Here is a 12,256-nt window from a genome sequence, read left to right as displayed (position 1 = left end):
AGTGAACCTCTTTCGTTGTTGCGGGTGCAAAAGTACACAACAATTCCAGTTACGCAAGCCTTTTTGCAAACTATTTTTAATCTTTTTTGCAATTACTCCTTAACTCTCTGATAACACAAGTTTTACAATTCAAAGTTTTTTGAAACATTGTCAGGTTTTTCTACAGTCCTTTGATTTTTCCTTATTTTATATCCTTTCTGCAATACCGTTTTTGAAGAGTTATTAAGTTTTAAAGCTGTTTTGTGAAAAGAAATTATGTTTTGAAAACGGATTTCCTAGCCCCGATAGTAGCGAAAATCCTTTTGTGCCGGGGTTCGATACAAAAGATTGAAGCGGATAGCAGGAAATAGCTCCTGAAAATTGCAATTATGAAATCACAAATTCTAAACTTAAAAGGATTCGACTTCGCTCAGACGAAAAGAATGATTCGTTATACATACTATATATAAGTATATAAAAAACAAACCCGACTGGTTTTGAAAACTGTCGGGTTGTGAAATATGTTGTTTTAATAAATCAATCGAAACGAATTGCTTTTACAGGAGAGATTTTTGTTATTATATAGGAAGGAATTAATAATACTAAGAAGCATACTGTTATGGTTAGTAAATTCAACAGGACTATGTAACCCCAATTTAAATATACGGGGGCTTGGTTCACATAGTAGTTTTCGGGATTTAGATGAATGATTCCGAATTGCTGTTGAATTAACAGCAGCGTAATTCCAATTAAGTTACCCCAAAACAATCCTCGAACGATTAAGTAGAATGCATTGTATAGAAAAACTTTGCGAACTGTCCAGTTATTTGCTCCTAATGCTTTTAGAATTCCGATCATTTGTGTGCGCTCTAAAATAAGAACCAATAATGCTACTACCATATTAATTGTAGCAACGAGAATCATTATAGCAAGAATTACAATTATATTGAAATCGAAAAGCTGAAGCCAGTCAAAAATATAGCTATACTTTTCGGTAATTGTTTTTGTATCGAGATTTGAAGAGATTTGTTCGTAAATCTGGTTCCCTGTTTCTTTAATAGTCGTAAAGTCTTTTACAAAAACTTCAAAAGCTCCAACTTGATCCGGGCTCCATTTGTTGATTCGCTGAATATGACGAATATCTCCTATTATATATGTAGCGTCGAAATCCTGGAATCCTGAACTAAAAATTCCTATGATTTTAAATCGGCGGCTGTTTGGGAGTTTTCCTTGTTCTTCTTTTATGAAGAAGGTATTGAAGCTGTCTCCTAATTTTAAATTCAATCGATCTGCAAGAAATCTTGAGATAATAACTTCCTCATTTAGTGTTTTTGAAAAATCAGGCAGCTTACCTTCTACTAAATACTCTTTTATATTGTTCCAATTATAATCTGCTCCTACTCCTTTAAAAACAATTCCTTCAAAGGCGTTTTCTGTTCTGATTATTCCCGCTTTGCTTGCGACTGCCTGAATATGGCTTACTTCTGGAACTGATTTGAAATTTGGATAAAAATCCTGTTTTTTCGAAATTGGAATTAAGGTTATCTCCGAATTATTGTTGTCATAATTAGAAATAATGATCTGACCGTTGAAAGCAGAAACTTTTTCGCGTATTTTTTGCTGCAACCCAATTCCGGTTGCTACAGAAACCATCATCATAATTATACCAATTGCAATTGCAGAAATGGCAATTTTAATAATTGGTGCTGATATACTGCTTTTGTAATCTTTGGCAGTGATGAGTCTTTTTGCTATAAAGTATTCTAGATTCAATTTAGGGTTCTGTTATGATTTATATTTCTTGTCCGATTTCAGATTATTCAAAAATACATTTAAAAAAGCGAAATGTATAATCTTAAAGTAATAATGCTTTAAACGCTTAAAGCGGTAATTTCTTTTTCATTTCTTCTACTATATTATAAGCAGCGGGACAAATTGCAACATTTTTTAAAGTCAGATCTGCAATTTGATGAAACTTTTTGCGATCTGTATGTGGAAACTCCCGGCAGGCTTTTGGTCTTACATCATAAATCATACAATAATTTTCACTATCCAGGAATGTACAAGGAACGCTTTTTAAAACATAGTCTTTATCTTCATCAATACGAAGATACTGATCAATAAATTGTTGTGGTTTTTGTCTGAAAGATTTTGATATTCTTTCAATATCTGCCAAAGTAAATAAAGGCCCAGTTGTTTTACAGCAATTGGCGCATTGTAAACAATCCGTTTTTTTAAATTCGGCATCATGCAAGTCCTGCATAACGTAATCTAAATTCTTTGGCTGTTTCTTTTTCAGCTTATCAAAATACTTTTTGTTTTCGATATGCTTATCTTTGGCTAACTTATTTAAGTTATTTAAAATCTGTTTCAAGTTTAATATTTAAAGTTGAGCTGCAAAATTAAACAACTTTAAACTTGAAACCTTAAACTTTGAACTAAATTACGATGAAAGATCTTTTTGGGAAAGCGATGTACGATTTCCAGACTAATAATTCGCCTGAAGATATTATTACCGAAACTTCGATTTCTGAAGAAGATGAAATGAGCGTAGAATATTTATTCCGTTCTTATGATGAAATGCCAAAAATTGAACAAAAGGCTTTACAACTTGCAACAGGAAAAACTTTAGATGTTGGCTGCGGTGCCGGAAGCCACAGTTTGTCTTTACAAAATGATCGCAATTTAGATGTTACTTCAATAGATATTTCTGAAAAAGCGATTGAAACTTGCAAGCTTCGAGGTTTAAAAAATGCTAAAGTTGAAAATATACTAAATTTTGAAGGTGAAAAATTTGATACGATTATTTTACTGATGAATGGAACCGGTATTTTTGGGAAATTAGAAAATTGCAATTCCTATTTATCAAAACTAAAATCACTTTTAAATTTGGGAGGACAAATTTTAATTGACAGTTCTGATATCATTTATATGTTTGATGAAGATGAAGATGGTGGAAAATGGATTCCGTCTGAAACAGAATACTATGGTGAGCTAACTTTTACTATATCGTATAAAGGGGAAAAAGAAGAAACTTTTGACTGGTTGTATCTCGATTATAATACACTGCAGAATGCCGCAATTGCAAATGGATTAAAATGTGAATTGGTTATGGAAGGTGATCATTATGATTATCTGGCAAAACTTTCAATATAAATATCTTTTAATCATGGAAAATTTAGATTTAGAAAAATTAAAATACCCTATAGGAAAGTTTGAGGTCCCTAAAGACTTCACATCTAAATATATTTTAGATAAGATTGAAGAAATTTCGACTTTTCCAGAAAGGTTAAAAAAGGAGGTTACTTCTCTCAATCATGAGCAATTAGACACTCCGTATCGTCCTGAAGGCTGGACTGTTCGACAAGTAATTCATCATTGTGCCGAAAGTCACATGAATTGTTACATTAGATTAAAGTGGGCTTTAACTGAAAACAATCCGATTATAAAACCTTATGACGAAAAATTGTGGTCTGAACTGCCCGATAATTTAACGATGCCAATCGCTCCGACACTAAATTTATTAGAAGGATTGCATTTTAGATTAGCATATATAATGAAAAACTTATCGGAAGTTGATTTAGAAAAGTCATTCATTCATCCTGAAAATAATTCTGAATATCGAATCCAACAAATTATTGGGATGTATGCCTGGCATGGAAATCATCATCTTGCACAGATTATTAATTTAAAGAATCAGAAAAACTGGAAATAATAAAATGTTTCTTTTTTATACAGTGTGTATTTATTACATAAAAAAAACCTCTTCTAAGTTAGAAGAGGTTTTTTTATGATTTAAGGTATATTTAAATACTTATGTGTTTGAAGTGAAACTCTCCATTTCGGATTATTCATTACATAATCTACAATTAACGGAGTCATTTCTTCTTTTTTACTCCATTCTGGCTGAAGAAACAAAATAGCATCATCATTAACTAATTCTGCTTGTTCTTCTGCAAAGATAAAATCGTGCTTATTATAAATAATTACTTTTAATTCATGTGCGTTAGCATAAACATCTGGTGTTGGAAGTTTGTTTTTCTTTGGCGAAAGACAAATCCAGTCCCAAGTTCCAGATAACGGATAAGCTCCGGAAGTTTCGATATGAACTTTTAAGTTTTTATCTTTTAATTGCTGTGTCAACAAAGTCATATCCCATGTAAGCGGCTCTCCGCCGGTAACTACAACTGTATTTGCATAACTTGAAGCATTATTTACAATTACATCGATATTTGTTGGCGGATGCAGTTCTGCATTCCAGCTCTCTTTCACATCACACCAGTGACACCCAACATCACAGCCTCCAATTCTAATGAAGTAAGCAGCAGTTCCGGTATGAAAACCTTCGCCCTGAATGGTATAAAATTCTTCCATCAAAGGCAGCATCGCTCCTTTGTTTACTTCTAATTGTATTTCTTTTGGTAACATTATTTTAATTTAATGTGCAAAGATAGTCAATTAATTACGGAACAAAAAAACCGATAGTTCAAAGCGAACTATCGGTTTTAATAAATTAGTTTAAAAACTATATTATTTTAAAGCTTTCACAGATTGTGAAGCGTATGCATTTGCTGGATCTAAAACTAAAGTTTTATTGAAATATTCAATTGCTTTTGCTTTATCAGTGTTTGCATAACTTGCTCCAATACTATTGTAAGCTTCTACGATTTTTTTAACTGTAGCTGGTTTTGCTAATTCTTCAGCACCTTTTGCAGTTGTTTTAGCAACATATTCTTCGTAGTTTTTGATAATTAAATCATCTTTCTCTAACAAGTTGTTGATTCTTCCTTTATATAAGTAAGCCTCATCATAAGTTGGAGATGCAACTAAGATTCTGTCAAAAGCAGCATCTGCTTTAGCTAACTGAGCAGCGTCAGCAACAGCTCCGCCAGTTTTATTAGCATTTGCGTAGTAAACTGAAATACCGTAATAAACGTTATCATCTAAGTAATTTTTAGAATCTTTGTTGTTTGCACCGAATTCAAAGATAGAAGCAGCCTGAGCAAATTGTTTTTTACCAAATAAAGCTTTTCCTAAATCATTAAGTTCTTCAACAACTAATGGCTCTAATTCAATTGCTTTTTTGATATCTGCAAGACCAGCGTCAAATGAAGCCTGATCTACAGCACCTTCAGCATTTGTTCCTTTTTTAATTTTTGATAAACCTAAATATAAATAATCTCTACCAATTACTTTATTTGTTGGAGTTTTGATATAATCTTCGATAGATTTGATAGCTACATCAACGTTTCCGTTTTCGTAAGCAGCATAACCTAAATATCTAAAGATTCTAGGATTTACTTTATCCTCAGCAATCATTTTGTTTGCTACAGTTTCTAAACTCTTGTAATCTTTTACTAAGATCAAGAAATCTGCGTGACGCATTTTAGAATCTAAAGAGTAATCTGTTAAGCTTAGGTATTTTTCGTAGTTTGTAATTGCATTTTGTAAATTAACTTTAGCAGTAGAAGGTTTGTTTCTTCCCCATTTGTAATATGTCTCAGCTAATTCTCTGTAAACTGGACCGTAATTTGGATTTATAGCAATAACTTCATTGAAAGATTTAATAGCTTCATCATAAGATTTTGCTCCTTTCAACAAAACACCTAATTGCATTTTTGCTCTTAAAAGAGTTGGATCTGCTGTAAAAGCGTCACGGTAAGCTTTGTAAGCATCGTTTTGATTGTTAGCTCCGTAATATGCGTCACCAATTGTCAAAAGTGCATTTGCATTTTGTGGCTCAATTAATAACGCTTTTTTCAAACTTGCAACCGCATTCGTATAATCAGGATTTACAGAGTTCATATACGCTTTACCAATGTAAACGAATTCCTCTATATCTTTACGTTTAATATCTTTTGTAGCTAATGCAAAGTTAGCTTGTGCACTAGCAACATTTTTATTATCAAGATCGATTTGACCTAAACCAATGTAGTTTAAGTTTTTCTTATCTGATGCTTCAATTCCGTTTAAGTAATAGATTTTAGCAGAATCAACAACACTTTGGTTTAAGTAAATATTACCTAAAACAAAATTAGCTTCTCCATCTGAAGGCTTAGCTTTGATGATTGATTTAAGTAATGATTTTGCTTTTTGAAACTGTTCAGCATCGATTGCCTTTTTTGCTTCTTTAATGTCTTGCGCGTTTGCAACAGAAGCTGTAGCAATCATAGCAAGACTAAAAATTTTAAATTTATTCATCTTTGTTGTAATTAATTTATTCTTTATCGTTTATAATTTGACTTCTAATATTGAATTTCCTACCTGGAGTCTTAACAGGCATTAAACCAGATTTCAAAACTATTCTTTGTCCAATCTCACCAGCCATAAAAGAGGCAAGTCCCATTCCTAGTCCAGAATAACCCTGACAGTTTATAATAAACAAATCACGTGCCAAAGGATATTTGTTTAATGCTATGTTAGTTTGACTCGGGCTATAATAATTGTTATCATTTAAGCCTTTAACACTTAAAACATCAATTTTCTTGATTGTCTCAATCATGTCTGGAGATGGCTGTGACAACCAATTTACTCCAACAACACCAATCATTTGATCATTTTCTGAAACAAATTTAATAACTTCATCATTTGTTTTGAAAGAAAAAACACCTGCTTCAGGAAAATCTTTTACTTTCGCTAGCTCTTTCATATAACGCACTGTACTTGAATTAGGATTGTCAAAAACAATTCCTTTTATTTTTGAATCACTTTTACCCTGTAAAAAATCAATTACAGTTTTCAACGCAATTAATGTATCATTATTGTTCTTCTTTGCAATTAGGGCAATTCCATCAACTGCAAAAGGTGTAATTCGAGGTTTAATTTTACTTTTTTCGAATCTTCCCAATTCTTCATTAGTCAATTTTCTAGCTGTCACAACAACTTTAGCTTTCTTATTTAACAGGTCGTTAATAAGCTCCACTTCTGACTTTGGCTTAACCGTAATCTTAGCATCGTAATATGTCCCTTCAAAAACAGCAACCTGATCATCGACAATTTGCTTTATAGTTTCATCAACAGTAACATCAACTGATCCTTTTAAAATTGTTTCGTTTTCAGATTCATTTTTGCTTTTTTGGTTGCACATAACAAACAAAAAGACAAAAAGAACCAAACCAACAACTTTACTATATTTTAACATAATTACTCTGTATTAGAATTTATCAATCGCAGAAAACGTATTGCAGAATATACAATAAGTAATCCACCAAAAGCATATCTGTATTTAGGTTCCATATCTAAAGGAAGTTTTTCCCAAAACATAATCATTAAACCCAGCACAAGATATATTAAAAAAAACAGTATTCCTAAAACAAGAAGAAATCGCTCTTTGAGCGATTTCTTCTGAATATTATTAAGCATATCTTTTAACATTATTCTGCAGATTGAATAGTAATAGGAAGAGAGTAAAGTACCCTAACTTTTTTACCATTTTGCTCGCCGGGAGTCCATTTTGGACATTTTTTAAGAACACGAATTGCTTCTGCTCCTGTACCGTAACCGATATCCCTTAAAACTTTAATGTCGGTTAATGAACCGTCTTTTTCAACTACAAAAGTAACGTAAACTTTACCTTTTAGACCTTCTTCTTCTGGAGTCTTGTAATTATTTCCTACGAATTTGTAGAATTTATCCATCCCTCCAGGGAAATCAGGTTTTACTTCGATACCAGCAGTATTATATACACTGTTATCTTCTTCTACTACTTGAGAAACTGGTCCTGTACCTACTGGCTCATCAACAGTTAAAACTGCATCTGGATCTCCTTTGATAGTCTCAGAACCAACTTTTTTGTCTTTAAGTTCCTCAATTTTTGGAGGATCTTCAGTAACTTCTTCTGCTTTAGCAACAACCGGTTTTGTAAATTTCACCTGATCCACTTTTGGTGGCGGCGGTGGTGGCGGTGGTTGGTTCGGCTTTACTTCCTCTTTTTTAGGAGGTAATTTTACTGTAGCAATCTTAACATTGTTATCTACTTCATCTTCACCAGAATCTGGTAAAAAACTAGCAATAAGAGGAGCTGCAACAGCAAAGCTAAAAATGATCGAACCTATGATAAGCGCTTTTACCGTAGTTTTATTATTCGATTTTCTTAACTCATATGCTCCATATATCTTATTACGTCCTTCGAATACGATATCAAGCCACGTGTTTTTAATTATATCTAATTTCATTTTCTTGATTATTAGGATGTTAAAATAAGATAACCCTTATTTTTTCTCTACCAATTTATTTTCTTCTGGTGTAAACTCAGGAACAATAGCATAAGTTTTAACTCCACTAATAGCCATTTCATCCAAAATATCCACTAAATTACGGTAATTCGATTTTTTAGTTGGCTTAATGATAACGATGATCCCACTTTTAGGTTTTCCTATCGAAGCAGCATATTCTGTAGCCAATTTCTTTCTCTTAAGAAGTTCTCTACGAATACCATCTTTACCATATGCAATATCTTTTGGTCCAACTTTAGGCGCAGACAATAATCCCATATAATAAGTTAACTTATTATTTTCTCCTAATATCACAGTCATAGTAAGATTTTCATCTACCTTGGTGTCTTTAGTATCTTTCTCATTAGGATCTTTATCCGGCAGAGACAAATCCATCGATTGAGGTTTTGACAACGATGTGGTTAACATAAAGAATGTGATCAATAAGAATGCCAAATCCACCATAGCCGTTAAATCGACTTTCGAGTTTTGCTTTTTACTTCTTACCTTGCCACCTTTTCCGCCACCACCGTCGCCGGTATTTAATTCAGCCATTTTAGTGTATCTTTTTTAATTAAAAGTCTTTTCCTCTCGTACCTGTAACTAAGTTAAAGGAGTTGATTTTCTGATCTTGTAAAATATCCATAATCTTTTTGATTTGTGGATATTGTTCTTTCGCATCACCTTTTATTGCAATTTGCAATTCTTTATCATCAAGATCAATCGCAGCTCTTCTTGAAACTAAAAGCCATTCTTTTAATTGATTATCTAAAGAATCGATTGGAATTCCAGGTTGATCCGCTTTTACTCTTTCAGATGCTTTCAAAGCAATGATTTGCTTTAAATTTGCAACAGGAACACCGAAGTCATCCATTAAAGCAAATTTAGTTTTATCATCTTCTGAAAAAGTCACACCAAATTTTGCCCCCATTCCTTCAAGAGTTTTTTTACGAATCTCTCTACCTTTTAGGTCAAAAAATACTTTGCTTTTCCCATCTGCACCTTTTCCTACTGTGATAATTGCCAAATCAGTATCTGGTAATTTAAATTCAGCAACAGAAGCAGGCATATCTACAGGAAGTGCTTCTGGCACTTTAGCTGTAGCGGTCAAAATAAAGAACGTAAGCAAAAGGAACGCAACATCACACATGGCAGTCATATCTGTCGATGTTGACTTTTTTTTCATTTTTATTTTAGCCATTCTCTTTTATTTTATTTTGATATAATTAATTTTAATATTAATATCAAAAATTAATTATTGTTTCAAACTTCCTCTGAATCTTCTGTAAGTATTCACGATTGTAGTACCAGCCTCATCGATAGAGTAAGTTAAATCGTCAATTTTAGCAGTAAAGAAGTTGTAAGAAACGATTGCTAAGATAGATGTAGAGATACCTGTTGCAGTGTTGATAAGTGCCTCAGAAATACCAGTTGCAAGAGCAGCTTGGTCTGGAGTTCCAGCAGAAGCTAACGCACCAAACGCTTTAATCATACCTGATACAGTTCCTAATAATCCTCCTAAAGTTCCTAATGATACTAAAGTAGAGATAATAGTCATATTTTTTTCTAACATTGGCATTTCTAATGAAGTTGCCTCTTCGATTTCTTTGTGGATTACTTCTGAAGCTTCTTCACTGTTGAATCCTTCTTTTTTAACGTCTTGATATTTAATCAAAGCAGATTTAATTGCGTTTGCAACTGAACCTTGTTGTTTGTCACATGAAGCGATAGCAGCCTCGATGTTTCCTTCTTTAATACTTCCTTGAACGCTTTTCATGAATTTGTCAAGGTTAGATTTTCCAGCAGCTTTACCGATAACAATGAATCTTTCAATTGAAAAAACAACAACCATTAAAAACATACCTAATAATACTGGTACAATAAATCCTCCTTTATAAACTTGTCCTAATGTATTGATTGGATGTCCAGTTTCAGGGTTACCTCCTTCGAAGTTAGCAGAATCTCCCATGATTACTTTCCAAATAAACACCCCAACCAAAATACACGCAACAATAATGATTCCTGTAATCATCCCTCCTCCATTTGAAGTGCTTTCTTTTTTAACTTTAACGTTTGCCATTTTTTTAAATTTTAATAGTTTTAAATAATTTTTATTTTTTAGTTATATTTAACTTGTAGGGTAGCAAATTTATACGTTTAGTTTAAATAAAAAAACTTTTTTTAATTTTATTGAAGGAAATTTAACGTCAAATTAAAAAATATCTCATTAATTTGTCGGCATCATTTTTATGATAAAACAAAAAAAAAGGCGAATAATAAAAAAATTACAACGTTTTAGTAAATATTCAAACAATCCATTGAAATCTTCTTAAAAAGCTGCGAATTTATTTTTTATGTTTATTTCAATCAAAAAAAGCTTTTTCCTACTAAAAAAAAGATAGTTATTTTGTTAAAAAACCAAACAAAACCCTTATAATCATCTAAATTACAAATAAAAACATGAATAAAAAAGATAATTTCATTCAGGACATAAACAACGGTTATTCTGCTAAAGGTGACTCTATTATTTTGGGCGGTGCAATTTTAGATGGTGAAGCAATTGCTGAAGCTCACGTCAAGATTCCTTTAAAAACATTAAACCGCCACGGTCTTATTGCCGGAGCGACCGGAACTGGAAAAACAAAAACAATTCAGGTTTTTTCTGAGCAGTTATCAAATGCCGGAATTCCTGTTTTAATGATGGATATTAAAGGTGATTTCAGCGGTATTGCAAAAGAAGGAAAAGAGGAAGGTTTTATTACAGAGCGCCACGCTAAAATAAACGTACCTTATAATGTAGCTGCATTTCCGGTTGAATTAATGTCGCTGTCTAAACAAAACGGAGTTCGTCTGCGTGCAACAGTTTCAGAATTTGGTCCGGTTTTATTTTCAAGGATTTTAGATTTAAATGATACTCAGGCCGGAGTTGTTGCGGTTATCTTTAAATATTGTGATGATAAGCAAATGCCTTTGCTGGATTTAAAAGACATTAAAAAGGTTATCAATTTTATTACGGAAGAAGGTAAAGAAGAAATCGCAGCCAGCTATGGAAAAATTTCTACTGCTACAACGGGAACGATTCTTAGAAAAATCATTGAACTGGAACAACAAGGCGGTGATTTGTTTTTTGGCGAATTGTCTTTTGAAACGGATGATTTAATGCGAATTGACGAAAACGGAAAAGGTTACGTAAATATCATCCGCTTGACGGATATTCAGGATAAACCAAAATTATTCTCTACTTTCATTTTAAGTCTTTTAGCAGAAATTTATCAAAAAATGCCGGAAAAAGGAGATGCAGAACAGCCAGAACTGGTAATCTTTATAGACGAAGCACATTTAATTTTTAATGAAGCCAGCAAAGCGTTATTAGAGCAAATTGAAACGATTGTAAAATTAATTCGTTCAAAAGGTGTCGGCGTTTATTTTGTTACTCAAAACCCAATGGATGTTCCGAGTGGGGTTTTGGCACAATTAGGATTAAAAATTCAGCATGCACTTAGAGCTTTTACAGCAAATGATCGTCAGGCGATTAAAAAAACTGCGGATAATTACCCAACTTCTGAATATTATAAAACCGATGAATTGCTGACAAGTTTAGGAATTGGAGAGGCTTTGGTAACAGCTCTAAACGAAAAAGGAGTTCCAACGCCGCTTGTTGCCACAATGATGCGCGCACCGCAAAGCCGAATGGATATTTTATCGGCTTCAGAAATTGATGAAATAAACGGTAAATCAAAATTGGTTAAAAAATATAGTGAAGAAATTGACCGAGAAAGTGCCTTTGAAATCTTATCTAAAAAAATAGCTGATGCTAATGAAGCTGCTGCTCAACAAGAAGAACATGCTCCAGCAAAATCTTCAAAAACAGGACCGAGTACTACAGAAGTTGTTACAAAATCTGTTTTAAAAGTAGTAACAAGCGCTACCTTTATAAGAGGTGTATTTGGCGTTTTGACCAAAATCTTTAAAAAGTAAAAAATATTAAACCATATAAGTTATATAAGTTCATTTAATTTATATGTCGAATTACATTAAGTATCTAAATATCAAACCCGACAGGT

13 protein-coding genes are annotated in these 12,256 nt (G+C 32.7%); 3 read left to right on the top strand and 10 right to left on the bottom strand.

Annotated features, from left to right (window positions below; genetic code table 11):
* Positions 1-516 precede the first annotated feature (516 nt).
* Positions 517-1,752, bottom strand: a complete 1,236-nt coding sequence (locus J2Y38_RS16395) for an FtsX-like permease family protein (RefSeq protein ID WP_309844562.1) — start codon at positions 1,750-1,752, stop codon at positions 517-519.
* Between the two features lie 106 nt (positions 1,753-1,858).
* Complete coding sequence (locus tag J2Y38_RS16390) at positions 1,859-2,353, bottom strand: YkgJ family cysteine cluster protein (RefSeq protein ID WP_053472553.1); 495 nt, start codon at positions 2,351-2,353, stop codon at positions 1,859-1,861.
* Positions 2,354-2,427: 74 nt separating this feature from the next.
* Between J2Y38_RS16390 and J2Y38_RS16385 the strand changes: the two genes are divergently transcribed.
* Positions 2,428-3,135: a methyltransferase domain-containing protein gene (locus J2Y38_RS16385; RefSeq protein WP_309844558.1), complete on the top strand. Its 708-nt coding sequence runs from the start codon at positions 2,428-2,430 to the stop codon at positions 3,133-3,135.
* Positions 3,136-3,148: 13 nt separating this feature from the next.
* Positions 3,149-3,694 carry a YfiT family bacillithiol transferase gene (locus tag J2Y38_RS16380; RefSeq protein WP_309844556.1) on the top strand — a complete coding sequence of 182 codons (546 nt, stop codon included), beginning with the start codon at positions 3,149-3,151 and terminating at the stop codon, positions 3,692-3,694.
* Between the two features lie 80 nt (positions 3,695-3,774).
* Here the strand turns inward: J2Y38_RS16380 and J2Y38_RS16375 are convergent, their stop codons facing one another.
* From J2Y38_RS16375 to J2Y38_RS16340, 8 genes are all read right to left on the bottom strand, one after another.
* Complete coding sequence (locus J2Y38_RS16375) at positions 3,775-4,407, bottom strand: 7-carboxy-7-deazaguanine synthase QueE (protein ID WP_309844555.1); 633 nt, start codon at positions 4,405-4,407, stop codon at positions 3,775-3,777.
* 102 nt (positions 4,408-4,509) lie between these two features.
* Entirely contained in the window at positions 4,510-6,180 is a 1,671-nt protein-coding gene (locus tag J2Y38_RS16370; protein ID WP_309844554.1) for a tetratricopeptide repeat protein, read from the bottom strand.
* Between the two features lie 16 nt (positions 6,181-6,196).
* Positions 6,197-7,120 carry a substrate-binding domain-containing protein gene (locus tag J2Y38_RS16365; protein WP_309844552.1) on the bottom strand — a complete coding sequence of 308 codons (924 nt, stop codon included), beginning with the start codon at positions 7,118-7,120 and terminating at the stop codon, positions 6,197-6,199.
* Positions 7,121-7,122: 2 nt separating this feature from the next.
* Positions 7,123-7,353, bottom strand: coding sequence for a hypothetical protein (locus J2Y38_RS16360; RefSeq protein ID WP_057122313.1), 231 nt, complete (start codon positions 7,351-7,353; stop codon positions 7,123-7,125).
* On the bottom strand, positions 7,353-8,153 hold the full coding sequence (locus tag J2Y38_RS16355; RefSeq protein ID WP_309844548.1) for an energy transducer TonB: 801 nt from the start codon (positions 8,151-8,153) through the stop codon (positions 7,353-7,355). The genes J2Y38_RS16360 and J2Y38_RS16355 overlap by 1 nt, the downstream gene beginning before the upstream one ends.
* Before the next feature lie 36 nt (positions 8,154-8,189).
* The gene (locus tag J2Y38_RS16350) at positions 8,190-8,747 is read right to left on the bottom strand and encodes a biopolymer transporter ExbD (RefSeq protein WP_309844546.1); all 558 of its coding nucleotides are present in this window, start codon (positions 8,745-8,747) and stop codon (positions 8,190-8,192) included.
* 19 nt (positions 8,748-8,766) lie between these two features.
* Positions 8,767-9,393 carry a biopolymer transporter ExbD gene (locus J2Y38_RS16345; RefSeq protein WP_309844545.1) on the bottom strand — a complete coding sequence of 209 codons (627 nt, stop codon included), beginning with the start codon at positions 9,391-9,393 and terminating at the stop codon, positions 8,767-8,769.
* A 54-nt stretch (positions 9,394-9,447) separates the two neighbouring features.
* Complete coding sequence (locus J2Y38_RS16340; RefSeq protein WP_256636156.1) at positions 9,448-10,272, bottom strand: MotA/TolQ/ExbB proton channel family protein; 825 nt, start codon at positions 10,270-10,272, stop codon at positions 9,448-9,450.
* A 380-nt stretch (positions 10,273-10,652) separates the two neighbouring features.
* On the opposite strand from J2Y38_RS16340, the gene J2Y38_RS16335 reads away from it, so the two are divergent.
* The gene (locus tag J2Y38_RS16335) at positions 10,653-12,170 is read left to right on the top strand and encodes a helicase HerA-like domain-containing protein (RefSeq protein ID WP_309844543.1); all 1,518 of its coding nucleotides are present in this window, start codon (positions 10,653-10,655) and stop codon (positions 12,168-12,170) included.
* Positions 12,171-12,256 lie beyond the last annotated feature (86 nt).

The sequence above is a fragment of the Flavobacterium sp. 2755 genome, from assembly GCF_031455715.1.
GTDB lineage: Bacteria > Bacteroidota > Bacteroidia > Flavobacteriales > Flavobacteriaceae > Flavobacterium.
Note: the sequence above shows the minus strand (reverse complement) of the source record. Positions and strands in the feature narration are given on the sequence as shown.

Excerpts from the sequence above, each read along its gene's own strand:
- J2Y38_RS16370 (WP_309844554.1), bottom strand. The coding sequence starts at position 6,180 with ATGAATAAATTTAAAATTTTTAGTCTTGCTATGATTGCTACAGCTTCT.
- J2Y38_RS16335 (WP_309844543.1), top strand. The coding sequence starts at position 10,653 with ATGAATAAAAAAGATAATTTCATTCAGGACATAAACAACGGTTATTCT.
- J2Y38_RS16380 (WP_309844556.1), top strand. The coding sequence starts at position 3,149 with ATGGAAAATTTAGATTTAGAAAAATTAAAATACCCTATAGGAAAGTTT.
- J2Y38_RS16345 (WP_309844545.1), bottom strand. The coding sequence starts at position 9,393 with ATGGCTAAAATAAAAATGAAAAAAAAGTCAACATCGACAGATATGACT.
- J2Y38_RS16340 (WP_256636156.1), bottom strand. The coding sequence starts at position 10,272 with ATGGCAAACGTTAAAGTTAAAAAAGAAAGCACTTCAAATGGAGGAGGG.
- J2Y38_RS16350 (WP_309844546.1), bottom strand. The coding sequence starts at position 8,747 with ATGGCTGAATTAAATACCGGCGACGGTGGTGGCGGAAAAGGTGGCAAG.
- J2Y38_RS16360 (WP_057122313.1), bottom strand. The coding sequence starts at position 7,353 with ATGTTAAAAGATATGCTTAATAATATTCAGAAGAAATCGCTCAAAGAG.
- J2Y38_RS16385 (WP_309844558.1), top strand. The coding sequence starts at position 2,428 with ATGAAAGATCTTTTTGGGAAAGCGATGTACGATTTCCAGACTAATAAT.
- J2Y38_RS16355 (WP_309844548.1), bottom strand. The coding sequence starts at position 8,153 with ATGAAATTAGATATAATTAAAAACACGTGGCTTGATATCGTATTCGAA.
- J2Y38_RS16365 (WP_309844552.1), bottom strand. The coding sequence starts at position 7,120 with ATGTTAAAATATAGTAAAGTTGTTGGTTTGGTTCTTTTTGTCTTTTTG.
- J2Y38_RS16375 (WP_309844555.1), bottom strand. The coding sequence starts at position 4,407 with ATGTTACCAAAAGAAATACAATTAGAAGTAAACAAAGGAGCGATGCTG.